This window comes from Dactylosporangium sp. NPDC000555, from assembly GCF_040300025.1.
Taxonomy (GTDB): Bacteria; Actinomycetota; Actinomycetes; order Mycobacteriales; family Micromonosporaceae; genus Dactylosporangium.
Map to the genome: position 1 here is coordinate 1 of NZ_JBEPDB010000089.1, position 15316 is coordinate 15316.

Annotated in this window: 22 protein-coding genes; 16 read left to right on the plus strand and 6 right to left on the minus strand. The window is 71.2% G+C overall.

Features of this window, described 5'->3' with window-relative positions; genetic code table 11:
- The coding region (locus ABT297_RS35625) for a HAMP domain-containing protein (RefSeq protein ID WP_350556892.1) at positions 1-1296 on the minus strand (1296 nt) is incomplete at its 3' end.
- A 31-nt stretch (positions 1297-1327) separates the two neighbouring features.
- Between ABT297_RS35625 and ABT297_RS35630 the strand changes: the two genes are divergently transcribed.
- The gene (locus tag ABT297_RS35630) at positions 1328-2023 is read left to right on the plus strand and encodes a 5-formyltetrahydrofolate cyclo-ligase (protein ID WP_350556933.1); all 696 of its coding nucleotides are present in this window, start codon (positions 1328-1330) and stop codon (positions 2021-2023) included.
- A gap of 3 nt (positions 2024-2026) precedes the next feature.
- Positions 2027-2383, plus strand: coding sequence for an FmdB family zinc ribbon protein (locus ABT297_RS35635; RefSeq protein WP_350556893.1), 357 nt, complete (start codon positions 2027-2029; stop codon positions 2381-2383).
- 63 nt (positions 2384-2446) lie between these two features.
- Here the strand turns inward: ABT297_RS35635 and ABT297_RS35640 are convergent, their stop codons facing one another.
- On the minus strand, positions 2447-2629 hold the full coding sequence (locus ABT297_RS35640; protein WP_350556934.1) for a hypothetical protein: 183 nt from the start codon (positions 2627-2629) through the stop codon (positions 2447-2449).
- Between the two features lie 86 nt (positions 2630-2715).
- On the opposite strand from ABT297_RS35640, the gene ABT297_RS35645 reads away from it, so the two are divergent.
- Together ABT297_RS35645 and ABT297_RS35650 are read left to right on the plus strand one after the other, a co-directional pair.
- On the plus strand, positions 2716-2874 hold the full coding sequence (locus tag ABT297_RS35645; RefSeq protein ID WP_350556894.1) for a hypothetical protein: 159 nt from the start codon (positions 2716-2718) through the stop codon (positions 2872-2874).
- An 88-nt stretch (positions 2875-2962) separates the two neighbouring features.
- On the plus strand, positions 2963-3262 hold the full coding sequence (locus ABT297_RS35650) for a translation initiation factor 2 (protein WP_350556895.1): 300 nt from the start codon (positions 2963-2965) through the stop codon (positions 3260-3262).
- Between the two features lie 23 nt (positions 3263-3285).
- Here ABT297_RS35650 and ABT297_RS35655 read toward each other — a convergent pair whose 3' ends face one another.
- Positions 3286-3768 (minus strand): hypothetical protein, encoded by a 483-nt coding sequence (locus ABT297_RS35655; protein WP_350556896.1) that lies wholly within the window; start codon positions 3766-3768, stop codon positions 3286-3288.
- Positions 3769-3884: 116 nt separating this feature from the next.
- Between ABT297_RS35655 and ABT297_RS35660 the strand changes: the two genes are divergently transcribed.
- Positions 3885-4316 (plus strand): Fur family transcriptional regulator, encoded by a 432-nt coding sequence (locus tag ABT297_RS35660; protein WP_350556897.1) that lies wholly within the window; start codon positions 3885-3887, stop codon positions 4314-4316.
- On the plus strand, positions 4313-5128 hold the full coding sequence (locus ABT297_RS35665; RefSeq protein WP_350556898.1) for an oxygenase MpaB family protein: 816 nt from the start codon (positions 4313-4315) through the stop codon (positions 5126-5128). The genes ABT297_RS35660 and ABT297_RS35665 overlap by 4 nt, the downstream gene beginning before the upstream one ends.
- 48 nt (positions 5129-5176) lie before the next feature.
- Here ABT297_RS35665 and ABT297_RS35670 read toward each other — a convergent pair whose 3' ends face one another.
- Entirely contained in the window at positions 5177-5563 is a 387-nt protein-coding gene (locus tag ABT297_RS35670; RefSeq protein WP_350556899.1) for a thiol-disulfide oxidoreductase DCC family protein, read from the minus strand.
- Positions 5564-5681: 118 nt separating this feature from the next.
- On the opposite strand from ABT297_RS35670, the gene trxA reads away from it, so the two are divergent.
- Together trxA and ABT297_RS35680 are read left to right on the plus strand one after the other, a co-directional pair.
- Positions 5682-6080: a thioredoxin gene (trxA, locus tag ABT297_RS35675; RefSeq protein ID WP_350556900.1), complete on the plus strand. Its 399-nt coding sequence runs from the start codon at positions 5682-5684 to the stop codon at positions 6078-6080.
- Between the two features lie 62 nt (positions 6081-6142).
- Complete coding sequence (locus ABT297_RS35680) at positions 6143-8128, plus strand: intein-containing Rv2578c family radical SAM protein (protein WP_350556901.1); 1986 nt, start codon at positions 6143-6145, stop codon at positions 8126-8128.
- Positions 8129-8142: 14 nt separating this feature from the next.
- On the opposite strand, the gene ABT297_RS35685 is transcribed toward ABT297_RS35680, so the two are convergent.
- On the minus strand, positions 8143-9030 hold the full coding sequence (locus tag ABT297_RS35685) for an HTTM domain-containing protein (protein ID WP_350556902.1): 888 nt from the start codon (positions 9028-9030) through the stop codon (positions 8143-8145).
- Positions 9027-9452, minus strand: a complete 426-nt coding sequence (locus ABT297_RS35690) for a hypothetical protein (protein ID WP_350556903.1) — start codon at positions 9450-9452, stop codon at positions 9027-9029. Before ABT297_RS35690 ends, ABT297_RS35685 begins: the two co-directional genes overlap by 4 nt.
- A 320-nt stretch (positions 9453-9772) precedes the next feature.
- On the opposite strand from ABT297_RS35690, the gene ABT297_RS35695 reads away from it, so the two are divergent.
- The 8 genes from ABT297_RS35695 (at position 9773) to ABT297_RS35730 (ending at position 15315) form a co-directional block, all read left to right on the plus strand.
- Entirely contained in the window at positions 9773-10282 is a 510-nt protein-coding gene (locus tag ABT297_RS35695; RefSeq protein WP_350556904.1) for a MaoC family dehydratase, read from the plus strand.
- Positions 10283-10301: 19 nt separating this feature from the next.
- On the plus strand, positions 10302-11048 hold the full coding sequence (locus ABT297_RS35700; protein ID WP_350556905.1) for a DUF695 domain-containing protein: 747 nt from the start codon (positions 10302-10304) through the stop codon (positions 11046-11048).
- A 212-nt stretch (positions 11049-11260) separates the two neighbouring features.
- Positions 11261-11761, plus strand: a complete 501-nt coding sequence (locus tag ABT297_RS35705) for a hypothetical protein (RefSeq protein ID WP_350556906.1) — start codon at positions 11261-11263, stop codon at positions 11759-11761.
- Between the two features lie 254 nt (positions 11762-12015).
- Complete coding sequence (locus ABT297_RS35710) at positions 12016-12639, plus strand: TrmH family RNA methyltransferase (protein WP_350556907.1); 624 nt, start codon at positions 12016-12018, stop codon at positions 12637-12639.
- Positions 12640-12658: 19 nt separating this feature from the next.
- A complete protein-coding gene (locus tag ABT297_RS35715; protein ID WP_350556908.1) occupies positions 12659-13339 on the plus strand; it encodes a DUF6758 family protein in 681 nt (226 codons plus the stop codon).
- Positions 13340-13471: 132 nt separating this feature from the next.
- The gene (locus tag ABT297_RS35720) at positions 13472-13630 is read left to right on the plus strand and encodes a hypothetical protein (RefSeq protein WP_350556909.1); all 159 of its coding nucleotides are present in this window, start codon (positions 13472-13474) and stop codon (positions 13628-13630) included.
- Positions 13631-13635: 5 nt separating this feature from the next.
- Positions 13636-14532 carry a PH domain-containing protein gene (locus tag ABT297_RS35725; protein ID WP_350556910.1) on the plus strand — a complete coding sequence of 299 codons (897 nt, stop codon included), beginning with the start codon at positions 13636-13638 and terminating at the stop codon, positions 14530-14532.
- Positions 14533-14619: 87 nt separating this feature from the next.
- Positions 14620-15315, plus strand: a complete 696-nt coding sequence (locus ABT297_RS35730) for a SigE family RNA polymerase sigma factor (protein ID WP_350556911.1) — start codon at positions 14620-14622, stop codon at positions 15313-15315.
- Position 15316 lies beyond the last annotated feature (1 nt).

The window sequence follows — 15316 nt, forward strand, 5'->3', positions numbered from 1 at the left end:
CTCCAGCCCGGTGGTCGGCCCGGCGGCGGGGGCGGCGATCGGCACCGCGACGTAGGTCACGCAGCGCGGCTCGGCCGCCGCGAGGAGCGGCCCGTCGCGCTCGACCCGCCCGCGCATCGGCTCGCCGGAGGCGGCGACGGTACCGAGCAGCCCTTCCCCCGGCTGGAGCCGCAGCTCGGTCACGTCGGTGCCGGCGAGCCCCTCCCCGACCTGGCCGCGCAGCTCGATGCCGGCCGGGTCGGCCATGAGCACCACGCCGGCCTGCGCCCCGGTCGCGGCGGTGGCGGTCTGCAGGATCACCTGCAGGATGCGGTCGAGGTCGTGGGTGCCCGCCAGGGTGTCGCCCAGCACGCCGAGCTGACGGCGCAGCTGGTCCCGGCTGGCCGTGAGCGCCTGGACGTACCCCTGCATCTCCCGCGTCATGCGGTTGAACGTCTGCCCGAGCCGGCCGACCTCGTCCTGGCTGCGCACCGGCACCCGGGCGCCGAGATCCCCATCGGCGACCCGCTCGACGGCCTGCGCGAGCTCGGTGAGCGGCTGCGTCGTCGACCGGGCCAGCCACCAGGCGACGCTGACCGCGACCAGGCCCGCGCAGACGACGACCGCCACGAGCACCGCGTAGAGCCCCTGCGTGTCGGGCGCGGGCACGCTGATCGCCAGGGTGAGCGGCTGGCCCGGCTGCGGGTCGAGGCGGCGCACCAGCCGGCCGCCGTCCGTCACGCCGGTCGCGCCGGGAACGAGCCCCCGGGCGGCCTGGACGATGCCGGAGTCCTCGGTCGTGGGCTGCGCGCCCGCGGCGAGGGAGTTGATCCGCACCCCGCTGGCCGACGCGAGCCAGCCGAGCAGGTTCGAGTCGACGGGTTCGACCGCGTGCGCCCGGCCGATGCGCTGCCCCCGCGCGTCGAGCACCTCGACGGAGGAGGAGAGCGCCGGGGACGCCGAGTACGCCGTGGCGGCGCAGTCGGCCCACGGGCGGGGCGGCAGTTCGCCCGCCGAGGTGAGCACGCCGCCGTCGGCCCGGGTCACCTCGACCGCGCGGGCCAGGCCCCGGCCGACGGCGAGCTGCGCCGCGTCGGGCCGGTCGCCGAGCAGGGCGGCGGTCTCGGCGGCGAGGCGTAGCCTCTGGCAGGTGACGGCGATGGCGGCGCGCAGGTTGTCGGAGCCGGCGTCGAGCCGCTCGGAGGTGCGCTGGTCGCTCACGGCGGCGACGGCGATCCCGACGAAGACCGCGCCGAGCAGCACCGGCCCCAGCACGACGGCGAGGAAGGCCGCGGTGAGCCGCGCACGCAGCGTCACGTCCGTCCTCCCGTACCTCGCGGTTGATGCGATGCTGTCACAGTCGAGGAGGAATCGAGTGGCGCTGTCAGAGGTGTCCCCCAAATCCGAGCTCAGGGCGCACATCAGGTCCGTCCGCCGGGCTATGCCGGGCCCCGTTCGGGCGACCGCGGACCGTTGCCTGGCCGTCGCCGCCGCCGATCTGGTACGGCAGGCAGCACGGCAGGCAATGGCCCGCACGGTCGCCGCCTACGTCCCGCTGGAGTTCGAGCCCGGCGGCGCGGAGCTGGTCCCCGCCCTGGCCGCCGCGGCCGATCGCCTACTGTTGCCCGTCCTGCTGGACGACAACGACCTGGACTGGGCCGAGTACCCCGAGCACCCTCAGGCCCACGGTTCCTTCGCCCCCGGCCGCTTCGGCCTGCTGGAGCCCACCGGCCCCCGGCTGGGCCGCGAAGCGGTCGGCGGGGCGGACCTCCTCCTGCTGCCCGGGCTCGCCGTCTCGGAGGACGGGACACGGCTGGGCCAGGGCGGTGGCTCCTACGACCGGGTCCTGCGACGGGTGCGGGCCCCCACGGTCGTGCTGCTCTACCCGGGTGAGTTTCGTGCCGATGTTCCGGCCGAAGCGCACGACCAGCGCGTCTGCGGGGCGCTGGAGGGTTATGACACCGCGCACGTCCACTGGACGAAGGGGTGTCCGATGCCGCAACATTGGCACTCGAAGTATCGGAGTGCCAACGATGGGGGCTGAGCGGTGCCGACCTACCAGTACGCCTGCACGGAGTGCGGACACCAGCTGGAAGCTGTGCAGTCGTTCACCGACGATGCGCTGACCGTGTGCCCGCAGTGCCAGGGCCGGCTGCGCAAGCAGTTCTCGGCGGTGGGCGTCGTGTTCAAGGGCTCCGGGTTCTACCGCAACGACTCGCGCTCATCGTCCAAGTCGGGCTCCTCGACCAAGGCGGAGAGCAAGACCGAGACCAAGACCGAGTCGAAGACGGAGACCAAGACGGAGTCGAAGCCGGCGGCGAGCACCTCGTCCTCGGGCTCGTCCTCCTCCTCGGGCTCCTCCTCCTCGTCGAGCTCGTCCTCTTCCTCGTCCTCCGCGGCCTGAGCCGAAGACGTAGAGCGCCCGGTCCCCCGTGGGGGCCGGGCGCTTCATGCCGCTGGTGTGCTGTCAGTCCCAGTGAGGCGGCCGGTCGGCGAGCAGGCGGTCGTCGTTGGTCGACGCGCGCTCACCCCAGCCCGAGTCCGTGTCGTCGGTCGTGTGGTCCGGGAGCACGACCAACTCGTCGGCGAAGTCCTCGAAGCTCACTTCACGCTGATCATCGGTGGGAGCCCACCCGTTCGTACCTGCCACGGCAGCGAGCCTACCCGCAGCAGTTTGCGGGAAAGTGGCCGAATGGCGACAGTCGCCTTCGCGGTCTACCGGTCACACTCGGCGGCATGACAGAATCCACCCCCGAATCGGCGTACGACGCTCCCCTCGGCAAGGCGCCCGCGGTCGACCAGGAGACCCAGCGCCTGGACGAGCTGGACAAGCCGGATCTCGACGCCACCCGCCCCATGTCGCTCGCCGAACTGCGCGAGCTGAACCTGGGCTGACCCAACCGGCGGTCCGGGCGGGTTTCGGCCCGCCCGGACCTCGGCCGTGGCCGCGATGGGCCGCGCGTGAGGTGGGTAATGTCGTGGCGTGAGCGACGACGCGTACTGGCGACGCCCGGCCGAGGGCGCCGAGGCGCCACCTCCCACGCCCGCCGCCCCGCCGAGCGTTCCCTACACCGGCGCTCCGCGCAGCACTCCACCCCCGCACGGCTGGCGCCCGCCCGTCGTGGAGAGCCCGGCCCCGCCGCGCAAGCTGCCGAGCCAGGACGTCGAGCGCATCGCGCGCGAGGAGCAGGCCGCCACGATCCTGACGAAGGGCATGGGTCTCGTCGCCGGCGCGATCCTGCTCGTCGTGCTCCTCATCCTCTGCGGCCGAGTCCTCTTCTGAGTGCCAGTCTCTGAGGCGCCGGTCTAGAAGCCCGACCAGACCATGTGCGCGCCGCTGTCGCCGGTGCGGTAGCAGTAGTACATCGAGACCACGGACAGCACGACCGCGAGCCCGGCGGCCGCCCAGTGGGCCGCGGCCGGGGCCTTGATCCGGGCCCGGCCGCCGGCGGCCACCGGGATCATGAACGCCATCACCAGCGCGACCACGGCCAGCAGGACCACGAACCGGAACAGCATGTCGGCGTAGTCCTCGTGTTCGGCGATCAGGGCCTTCATCTGCGGCGCCTGGAAGGCCGGGTTGGCGCTGAACGCTTCGCCGGACTCCTTCGCGAAGAAGGTCGCACCCGGTGCGGACAGCGCGAACACGACCAGTGGCCACCGGATGTGCCGGCGGCTCGCGGACCAGACCGCGTACAGGACCGCGGCCAGCGCCAGGAGCGGCACCAGGACCACCGCCGCATGGATGTACAGCGGATGTGCCGGGATGCCAAGGACACGGTCGAACACGGGGCCTCCTCGTCCAGTCGCGATCCCCCCGCGGGTGATTACCCGTGCGGAAGATCCCAGGTTCAAGAGCCTGGAAACATTTGAACGGTTCCAGGCTGCGTGGTCTCATTGAAGCTGTGTCGGGTGAGGATCTGCTGCGCGCCCGGGGTCTGCGTGTGACGCGACCCCGGCTGGCCGTGCTGGAGATCCTCGAGAGTTCCCACGGCCATCTCGAAGTCGAGCAGATCGCGGCTCGGGTGCGCCAGCGCCTGGACACGGTCTCGACCCAGGCGGTGTATGACGTGCTCAGTGCCCTGTCACGGGCCGGCCTGGCCCGGCGGATCGAGCCGGCCGGCAGCCCGGCGCGATACGAGTCGCGGGTCGGCGACAACCACCACCACGTCGTCTGCCGGGGCTGCGGCGAGATCGCCGACGTCGACTGCGCGGTCGGTGACGCGCCATGCCTGACCCCGTCGCAGGCGCACGGCTTCGTCCTGGATGAGGCGGAGGTCACATTCTGGGGCCTGTGCCCCGCCTGCCAGCTCAAACGCGACGAAGAAATGCAGTGACGGACGCAGGCCTGTTCGGTCCGGACTCGATCACCTGGCGCGTGCACCGCGAGCCGATCGTCTCCGTCGGCGGCCTGCGCAGCCTGTACCTGCAGGCCCTGCACCCGCGGGCGGTCGCCGGCGTGGAGCAGAACAGCCGGTACCGCCAGGATCCCTGGGGCCGCCTGGCGCGGACCTCGACATACGTGACCACCGTGATCTACGGCACGACCGAGGAGGCCCAGCGGGCCGGTGACCGGGTCCGCCGGATACATGCCCGGATGACCGCCGTGGACCGGCGCACCGGCGAGCGGTTCCGAGTCGACGATCCCGAGCTGCTGCGCTGGGTGCACGTCACCGAGGTGGAGTCGTTCCTGACCGCCGCGCGGCGTGGCGGGCTGCGGCTCACCCCGGCGGAGGCCGACGGGTACTACGGCGAGCAGACCCGCACCGCCGCGCTCGTCGGGCTGGACCCGGCCACGGTGCCCGACTCGGTGGCGGCCGTCGAGGACTACTACGCGCGGATGCGCCCGTCGCTCGAGCTCACCGTCGACTCGGCCGCCACCGGGCTGTTCCTGACCATGCCCCCGCTGCCATACGGCCTGGGCCTCACCCCGGTGCGCGGCGCCGCGTTCGGCGTGTCGGCGCTCGCGATCGGGCTGCTGCCGGCGTGGGCGCGCAAGCTGTACGGGCTGCCCGGCCTGCCCGCCGCCGACCGCATCGCCTCGGTGAACACCCTGGTCCTGGGCCGATTGCTGCGCTCGGTTCCGGTCGAGTGGATCGAGTCCCCGGCCCGCAAGCGGGCGATGAAGCGGCTGGGCCTGCGCGACTAGCGTTCAACCCGGTGTGACCCGGTGGCCGCCGGCGCTCGCGGTCATGATTCAGGCGGCGCGTGCCGGGTGGCTGGGCGGAAGGGCGCACGCGGCCGTGCCGCCGGGCATCCGGTGGCGATTGCGGGAGACCCAGCGGTACACGGGCCAGGCGAGTGCGGTGATCGGGCGCAGGCCCAGGACGGCACCGGCGGCGCGCCACACGGGGCCGGCGCGGCGCAACAGGTCGGCGATCGCGACGGGGCCGGCGGTGGCGCGGCCCGGCGCCACGTAGCAGACCGCGGAGCTCACCTGCTCCTCGGTCAGGCCCAGCGCCTCGAGGTCGGCGAACTGCCAGGCCACGACATCCGCGTCCGGCCTGATGCGATGCTCTATGAACCGGGCGCATGATGAACAGAAGGCACAGTCACCGTCGAACACGAAGGTCGGGTGTTCCACCCGTCCATCATCGCGCAGCCGGGGTGAGCCCTGGCACCGGCTGGGAATGCTGGTAAGGGGTGTGTGGTTATGACGGTGCATACCCGATGCGACGCCATGAAGGATCGGAGCTGAAAGCATGGCAACCGTAGAGCTGACCGCGGAGAACTTCGCTGAGAAGATCGGCGGCGAGGGCATTGCCCTGGTGGACTTCTGGGCGTCCTGGTGCGGGCCGTGCCAGAAGTTCGCGCCGGTCTACGAGCGGGTGTCGGAGCTCAACCCCGACATCACGTTCGGCAAGGTCGACACCGAGGCGGAACAGCTGCTCGCGACCGAGTTCAACATCCGGTCGATTCCGACACTGATGATCGTCCGCGACGGCGTGGCGCTGTACTCCGAGCCCGGCGCGCTGCCGCAGCAGGCCCTCGAGTCGCTGATCCAGCAGGCGCGGGACCTCGACATGGACGAGGTGCGCGCCAAGGTCGCCGAGACGCAGGCGACCAACGACGACTCGGACGACAGCGTAGTCAAGTCGTAACGCCTGGTAGTACGCCACCGACGTTCCTTGAATTTCGTTCGTACGCGTGTTCGGATTAGCTCGTGCGATGGGACAACCTCAAGGCGACTGGCGGTGCTGACACCGGTGATCCCGGGCAGCCGCGAGTGCTACCGCTCGCGCTGCCCGGGGCCGTGGCCCGAACCTTCGACACGCCCGAGTTCCGCGGCGTCACCTTCTACGAGGTTCGGGCCAAATCCCTGATCAACCGGGTGCCGGGCGCGTCCGGCGTGCCGTTCGAGTGGACGCTCAATCCCTATCGTGGCTGTTCGCACGCGTGCGTGTATTGCCTGACCGGCGACACCGAGATCCTGATGGCCGACGGCGGCACCCGGCCGCTGGCGGATCTGCGGGTCGGCGACGAGATCGTCGGCACCGTGCGGGACGGGCGGTTGCGGCGATACACGACCACCCGGGTTCTCGCGCACTGGGCGACCGTCAAGCCCGCCCATCGGGTGACGCTCGCCGACGGCACCACGCTGGTGGCCTCGGGCGAGCACCGGTTCCTCACCGACCGCGGCTGGAAACACGTCACCGGCGCCCGGCACGGCCGCAGCCGCCGGCCGCATCTGACCACCGCCAACCGCCTCGCCGGCTTCGGGGCGCTGCCGGGCGCGGCGCCGACGTGGTCGCCGGCATATCGACGCGGATACCTGTGCGGCTTCGTCACCGGCGATGGGCACATCGCGCCGGTGCCGGCGGCGGCTCTGGCGCGCGCCCACGAATACGCGGCGGCGTGCGGGGGCTTGCACGCGTTGGCCGGCGAGGGGGACGCCGGGCGCGAGTTCGCCGGCGCCAGCGTCCGCGACGCGAGCGCGCTGCTCGACTGGCCGCAGGCGCCGGAGCGGGACTGGCGGCTGGGCTTCGTCGCCGGGTTGTATGACGCGGACGGCGGGCCGGCGGGCGGGCTGCCCCGCTTCAACGCCGTCGACAAGGTGGTCGTCGACTGGCTCGTGGAGTGCCTGACGGTGCTCGGCTTCGCCGCCGTCGTCGACGAGCCGGGCGCCGGGCCGGGCGGGGTCCGGGTGCTGGGCGGGACCCGGGAGCTGGTGCGGTTCGGGCTGATGTTCGGGCCGGCGACCGCGACGGGCACGGTGGCCGGTGACCTGGTGCGCGGCGACGACGCGCTGCGGGTCGTGGGCGTGGAGCCGCTCGGGGTCGAGGTGCCGATGTATGACATCACGACCGGCACCGGCGACTTCATCGCCAACGGCGTGGTCAGCCACAACTGCTTCGCCCGGCGCACCCACACCTACCTGGACCTCGACGCCGGCCACGACTTCGACACCCAGATCGTGGTCAAGGTCAACGCCGGCGAGGTGCTGCGCCGGGAGCTGTCGGCCCGCGGCTGGACGGGCGCGCACCTCGCGATGGGCACCAACGTCGACTGCTATCAGCGGGCCGAGGGGCGGTATGGCCTGATGCGAGAGATCCTCGCCGCGCTGCGCGACCACGCCAACCCGTTCTCGATCCTGACCAAGGGCACGCTCATCACCCGCGACCTCGACCTGCTGCGCCAGGCCGCCGAGGTCACGTCGGTGAACCTGTCGATGTCGGTCGGGTTCGTCGACGAGGGCCTCTGGCGCTCGGTCGAGCCCGGCACCCCGAGCCCGCTGCGCCGCCTCGACGCGATCCGCCGGCTGAGCGACGCCGGCTTCCCGGTCGGCGTGCTGATGGCCCCGATCCTTCCCGGCCTGACCGACACGCCGGAGTCCATCGACGCCACGGTCGGCGCCCTGGCCGCGGCCGGCGCGGCGAGCGTCGTGCCGCTCGTGCTGCACCTGCGACCGGGGGCACGGGAGTGGTATCGCGCGTGGCTGCTGCGGGAGCATCCGGAGTTGGGGCCGCGATATCGGGAGCTCTATGGGGACGGCTCGTATGCGCCGCAGCCCTACCAGCGCGAGGTCGCCGCGCGGGTCCGGCTGGCAGCGCGCCGGCACGGGCTGCGCACGGGCGGCACGGGCACGGCGCGAGGCGTGGAGGCACCGAAGCAGGCGCCGGCGGCGGGCGAGCAGTTGACGCTGCTCTGAGCGAGCGGCCCCGGTCAGGCTTCCCCCGATGTTGCCGGGTTCGTGGTCGTCACCTCCGCAGGCGCCGTCCGGCCGTTTCGGCCGGCGCGCCGGCGGCGCAGCCAGGTTATCGGGGTCACCTTCTCCAAGGGCAGGAAGCCGGCCATGGCGATCTGGTGCGGGATGAACGAGATCGTGATCAGGCAGAACGTCAACAGATGGAACAGGTAGAAGCCGGCGACGATGAGGTAGCGCGTTCTCGGCTTCACGAAGAAGACGATCGGGCTGAGGAGCTCGAAGCCCACGATGCAGACCTGCGAGACCGTCGTGAAGCCAGGAATCCTCAGCAGCCACCGCGCCGGCAGGGTGCCGCGGCGGATGAAGGACCTCGTCAGGGTCGCGCCGGTCAGCCATGCCAGCCCGCCGTAGCGGAGCTTGGCGATGGCGGCCAGGAAGTAGGTGCAGATCACGGCGATCTGGGTGGCGCGCAGCGCGAAGCCGCCGGCCTCGGTCGGGATCCCGTCGCCGTGGCGGGCCCGGCCGGCGGTGGGCAGGACGGCCAGGGCCACCAGCAGGGCATAGCGGTCGTGGTCGACCTTGCCGTAGCTCATCGCGATGATCATCCACTCGAAGTAGAGGGCGAACACCGCCCAGCCGAGCAGGCGATGGGCGCGACCGGTGGCGGCCAGCAGCGAGAGCGGGATGAGGGTGTAGTAGATCGCGTCGACGATCAGGTGGGTCGGCGTGGGCAGGTGCAGCAGGCGGCCGACGACCAGGGGCCGGTAGAGGCTGCCGGGCAGGTTGCCGTGGCCCCTGATCCAGGCGCTGAAGAGCACCAGGTCGAGCGGGACGAACAGGTACACGAGCGTCCGGAACGCGGCGATGCGCGCCTTCGGGACGGGTGCGAACAGCCAGCGCGTCATGGCCGGTACCTCGCCAGAACCACCTCGGTGACGTCCCCCGTCGGCCGGGCGTGGCGCAGGTGGTGCCGCACCTCGACGATGTCCACCTCGACCAGCGGCGGCTTGCCGGGATTGCGTGCCGCGTAGGACTCCCGCACCGAGTGCAGCAGCGACGGATCGGCCTTGAAGCGCTCGATCTGCGCCTCGATCTCCGCCCGGCGCACCCCGGCGTTGCGCTCGTCGAGCTCGATGCGCCGGCCCGTGGTGTCGATGCCGTCGGTGTGCAGGGCCAGCACCGGCTCGTTGGGCTTGTCGGCGGTAGAGAACATGCGGAACGGCGCGAACGGGAACAGCGTGTCGTCGCCCCGGAAGGTGCCCGCCAGCGTCAGGGCGCCGAAAACGACCACCGCGGCGACCCGCAGCACGCGCCCCCGAGTGCTCAACCGTTCCATCCGCGCCAGACTCTAGACATGCCGTCCGGCGACAACATCACTCTCAGTAGTGAGAATTCGGTCACAATGCGTAGTCATCACGCTCAATGCATCAAGATGTGACGCGCATCTCTATACGCAGCGTTGCGATCGGGCGTGCGGGGGTACCAAGATACTCAGCACAGAGCGTGGGCGGCGGGCGCCAGGCAGAGCCCCGCCGCTCACTGCGTTTTCTCACACTTGACCGCTTCCTCTACCGGCACCCCGGCCTCGACCTGCATGCTGCGCAAACACGTGACAGAGCTGTCAGAGCTGTTCCAGAGGAGTGCGAGATGCAGTTCGGCCGGTACTTTGAGGAGTTCGAAATCGGTGCCGTCTACCGGCACTGGCCGGGCAAGACGGTAACCGAGTACGACGACCATCTGTTCTGCCTGCTGACCATGAACCACCACCCGCTGCATCTCGACGCGCATTACGCCGAGACGTCGACGCATTTCAAGCGCAATGTGGTGGTTGGCAACTACATCTATTCGATCCTGCTGGGCATGTCGGTGCCCGACGTGTCCGGCAAGGCCATCGCCAATCTCGAGGTCGAATCGCTGCGGCACACCGCGCCGACCTTCCACGGCGACACCATCTACGGCGAGACGGTCGTGCTGGACAAGCGCGAGTCGGAGTCGAAGGAAGATCGCGGCGTGGTGACCGTGGAGACCAAGGGATACAAGCAGGACGGCACCCTCGTCTGCGTCTTCAAGCGGCGGGTGATGGTGCCCAAGAGGTCGCATGCGGGCCCGGAGGCGCCCAGCTTCCCGGAGCCCAAGTCGCCGGAGCCCAAGTCGTAGGAGCGTCAAGGAGGACGGCGTGGGTTTGCTCCGCAGGCTGCTGGGGCGGGAACAGGCGTGGGTCGAGCGCTGGGCGGTCTACCCGGGCGAGATCGGCGGCCGGCTCGCGATGTACAACATCGATCTCGGCGCGGTCGAGGCCGCTCCGGTCGCCCGGTTCCCGCTGCGGTACGACGTCGAGTTCGCCTACACCGGCGACGGCGCGAGCGGCATGCCCGCGGCCGCGGAGCTGGCCGCCATCCACGCCATGGACGCGGCGGTACGCCAGGTGCTGCGCTCCGCCGGCGGCGCCCTCGTCGGCCGGATGCTCTCCGACAACGCCGGCCGGATCACCGGGTACCTGCCCGCGAACACCAGCCCGCCGCCGCTGCCTCCGATCGACGGCCTCGCCCCGACCGCAGAGGTGTCCAGCGATCCGGGCTGGACCCGGGTCCGCGAGGCGCTCACGCCCAACGCCTGGCAGCGCAACGTCATGGACGACAACCAGGTGATACAGGAGCTCGAGGAGCACGGCGACCGGCTCGGCCTGCCGCGGGCGGTGGAGTTCCTGGCCTACTTCCCCGACCCCGAGCGGGCCGAGGCCTCGGCACGGGAGCTGCGCGCGGACGGGTTCGCGGTGACCGTCGAGCGCGGCGACGAGGGCGACTACGTGCTGCAGGCCATCCGACGCGACACCGTCCAGCCGCCCGCGCTGCACGAGGTCACCTGGAAGGTGCGCGGCATCGTCGAGAGCCACGACGGCATCTACGACGGCTGGGGCTGTTAGTTAGCCTGGCTCTCGCTTCGCTCGAGCATCGGTGGGGGGTTCCCACCCCACACCCCCCATGCTCGCTTCGCTCGCACTTTTGGCTGCGCTTCGCGCCCCCTGCGTCCTGGTTGCGGTTTGCGGTTGGCCGGGTGGATTGTTGCTCTGGCTCGTGGCGGAAAGAGCCGTTATCGACGGATTTTTCGGCATACGCTCGGTTGTGGGAGGTTGTCATGTCGAGCCAGCCCGCATCCGGCCCGTCCGGCCGCCCGGCCATCCGGGTCGACCTGCCGCTGCGGCGGCAGGAGTGGGATCTGCTCGTCCGGCTGCCCCGTAGCGTGCTCGTCGCGGCCTGCGCCGGCGACGAGCGCGTGGACGCCGTTGCCGGGGTCGAGGCCATCGCCGCCGGTCAGCGGTCCCGTGCGCTCCTCGTGCGCGGGGTGGTCGCGGCCATCTTCGCCGAGCAGCTGACCGACAACGACATCGACGCCGCGGCCGCCGAGCCGGCCACGGTGCTCGTCGACTGCGGGCACGCCGTGCGGCTGCTGGCCGAGCGGCTCGGCTCGGACGTCGCACTCGCCTACGGCGAGTGGCTGATGGACATCGCGGCGAGCATCGGGCGGGCCGCCTGGGCGCCCGGGCGGATCCGGCTCGGCGGGGTGGAGATCCAGCTGGCGGAGCGGCGCTTCGTCAACGGGATCGCCCTGGAACTGGCGCGCGCCCTGCACCGCTGAGCGGGGCCGGCGCGCCGACGAGCGCCGGCCGGGTGGGCTGGACAACCCTTCTCACTCGGCCGGCCTCCAGGGCCGAAGCTCTGCCGAAGCGCCATCGAAGCCCGGCCTCCAGGCCAAACCCGGCCGGCCACCGGGCGCAACCCCCGATCGCCGGGCCCGAGCCTGGCCGGTCCGAGCCGTAGGTCCGGCCGGCAGCCACGATGGCGGAAACGCCGTGCCGGACGAGCGGGGCACATGCGGTACCGTCGCCGGAAATGGAACCCGAGACCGAGCTTGCGGTCGGGGTCGGACCCTGGGATGGTCCATGGCCCGCCGCGTCACACTACGACCCGGAGCTGCTCGCGGACGGCGACCGCCGCAACGTGGTGGACCGATACCGCTACTGGCGCCTCGATGCGATCGTGGCCGACCTCGACACCCGCCGGCACCCCTTCCACGTCGCCGTCGAGAACTGGCAGCACGACCTGAACATCGGCACCGTCGTGCGCAACGCCAACGCGTTTCTGGCCGCCGAGGTGCACATCGTCGGGCGGCGGCGGTGGAACCGGCGCGGCGCCATGGTTACCGACCGCTACCAACACGTGCGCCACCATCCCGACGTGAACGAGTTCCTGGAGTGGACCCGGCGGCACGACCTGCCGCTGATCGGCATCGACAACCTGCCCGGCGCGCTTCCGCTGGAGCGTGCCGTGCTGCCGCAGCGGTGCGTGCTGCTCTTCGGCCAGGAGGGGCCTGGCCTGTCGGAACCCGCCCGTCTGGCGTGCGGCGCGGTGTACTCGATCGCGCAGTTCGGCTCGACCCGGTCGATCAACGCCGGAGTGGCCAGCGGCATCGCCATGCATGCCTGGATTCGGCAGTACGGGGTCGTAAACCCCTGACCGGCCTTACCGTGGGTATATGGGCGTCGCAGTCAGCTGTCCCCGCTGTGGTGGTCCGGTGCGACCGCCGGACCTCATGCACTCCGATTGGCGATGCGATGTCGACGGGGCGGTACTGCCCCTGCACGTCGCGCAGCACATCGGGCCCGAGATCGTCGACGCGGTCCGGGCGAAGCTGCTCGCCGCGGCGCTACGGGCCGGGGACAGACGCCCGACCCCGCTGTGGTGCCCCTGGCCGCTGCCGAGCGGCTGGATGGTGACCGGGGTGGGCTGGGTCGGCGACGAGCGCTCCGGGGTCCGCGCCACCGCGCTGGCCTGCAGCGGGCCGGGGCCGGTCGAGCACGGGCCAGCCGACTGCCTGATCATCGCCGAGGAGCCAGGCGTCGGGCTCGGCAACCGCTTCGCCGGCCTTCCGGGCACCGACCCCGGGCCCTTCTTCGACGGCGACCTCGCCACCACCACCGCGCACGCGAAGGTCCGGGCCGCAGGCTGGCCCACCCCGCTGTGGATGGCGAAGTCCCCGGAGGATCGGTGCGCGTACATCGGCGAGGCCGCCGGCATGTGGATCTACATCGTCACGTGGCCCGCCGCGGCCGGGTACCTCCTGGAGGAGGAGCTCGAGCTGCACGATCTGTCCGATGACGTGCCAACCCACCTCGTCTACGGCGCGCCGTCGCCCTATCTTCACGGCAAAGCGTAGACACCCGCGACTAGGATCGAGCTCCGAGTCGATGCTCGGCGCGCGGCGAAACTGCACCCTGAGCCGCGTAGCTGATACGCTGAGTTCGCCGGGGCGTTGGTGCGCAGCGCCGCGGGGAGGGGATTGACGGCTATGGTCAAGAAGGTCCTCACCTGGGGAAGCATTGCCTTCCTCATCTTCTTCGTGGCGTATCGGCCACAGTCGGCCGCCGAGGTGTTCAAGTCCATCGGCGGGGGCATCATGGACATCGCCACCGGATTTGGCGAGTTCTTCTCTAGCCTGGTTGTCTGACGTCGATGTCCGCCGGCGTTGAGCCTCCCGAGGACGACCCGAACGCCCGTCGCAACCAGGACCGGGACACGGAGCCGATTCCCCGTGCCCGCCCGGAGTCCCTCTCCGGCCAGCCGTTCGCCGCGACCGGCGAGCCGGTCGGCTACTCCGCGCATGCCGACTACTCCACCGACGGCGACGACTTCGTCTCCGACGCCTACGCCGACCCGCTCACCGACGGCGCCCACGCGGGCGGCGAGGGCGGCCGGCAGTATTCCGGCGCCCCGCCCACGTTCTCACAGGACGAGTTCGCCGGCCTCCAGGGCGGCGACGCCCGCCCGGCGGTGCCGCCCGGCAGCCGCGTGGCGCCGCTGGAGGACGAGGCGAGCCGGCACGCGTCCCGCTACCTCTTCCCCACCGAGAAGTTCCGCGGCGAGTGGAAGCGGCACTGGATCCAGCTGGTCAAGGAGGGCCTGATCGCGGCCTTCGCGACGATCGCGATGGGCTACATCGCCGGCTGGCTGACCAAGCACAACCAGACCCAGCTGCGCACCGCGGTGCTGGTCATCTGGGCAATCGTGGTCCTGTGGTGCGCATGGCGCGTCGCCGACTGGTGGTATGACCGCTTCATCCTCACCAACAAACGGGTCATGGTCGTCTCGGGCATCTTCACCCGCAATGTCGCCATGATGCCCCTGCAGCGCGTCACCGACATGAAATACGTGCAGTCATTGACGGGCCGCACGCTCGGATACGGCCATTTCGAGCTGGAGTCCGCAGGCCAGGATCAGGCATTGCGCAATATCCGCAATCTGCCCAACCCGAATGAGTTGTATCTGCGGATCGTCGAGGAGATGTACGAGCCGGAGGCCGTCGAGGCGCGCCTCGGCCGTGCGGCCGGCGGCGACGACGACGGAACCTGAGAGTTCGCTGACAATGCGCTCCGGGTGGCAACCCGGACGGCCCCCAGTTGCGTCTTCGTACGTGGGCGAAGGGGGAAGGGGCGGCCGGTGCCGGATGACGCAGGGTTCCGCGAAGAAGACTTCCGTGAGTTTGTCGCGCTTCGCTCCAAGGCGCTACTGCGCACCGCCTACCTGCTGGCCGGCGACTGGGCCACCGCCGAAGACCTGCTGCAGATCGCGCTGACCAAGACCTTCCTGGCGTGGAAGCGACTCGGGCACATCGAGGCCGTCGAGCCGTACGCCCGCCGCGTGCTCGTCAACACCTCGACCAGCTGGTGGCGACGCCGCTGGCACGGCGAGCGCCCCACCGAGGTGCTCCCCGAGGGCGCGGCCGCCGACCAGATCGAGGAGAGCCTCGAGCGCGACGCCATGTGGCGGCACGTGCGCGCCCTGCCGAACCGGCAGCGGGCCGTGCTCGTGCTGCGGTACTACGAGGACCAGTCCGAGGCCGACACCGCACGCCTGCTCGGCGTGTCGGTCGGCACCGTGAAGAGCCAGACCTCCCGCGCCCTCGCCACGCTGCGCGAGCGGCTCAGCGCCGAGGGCGTCCGTCCCGCCACCCGATCCCAGCCGGCCCGTCCGCCGACCGTCCCCGAGCCGGCCGAGGTTCCGGCGAGCGTCCCGACAAGTGTTCCGGCTCTCGAAGAGCCGGAACAACTTTTCGTCGAGGCTGAGTCGCTTCTAGCTGCGGAGACCGTGGTGCTGCCCACGGAGACCGCCGTCGAAGAGCCGGTGGAAGTCTGAC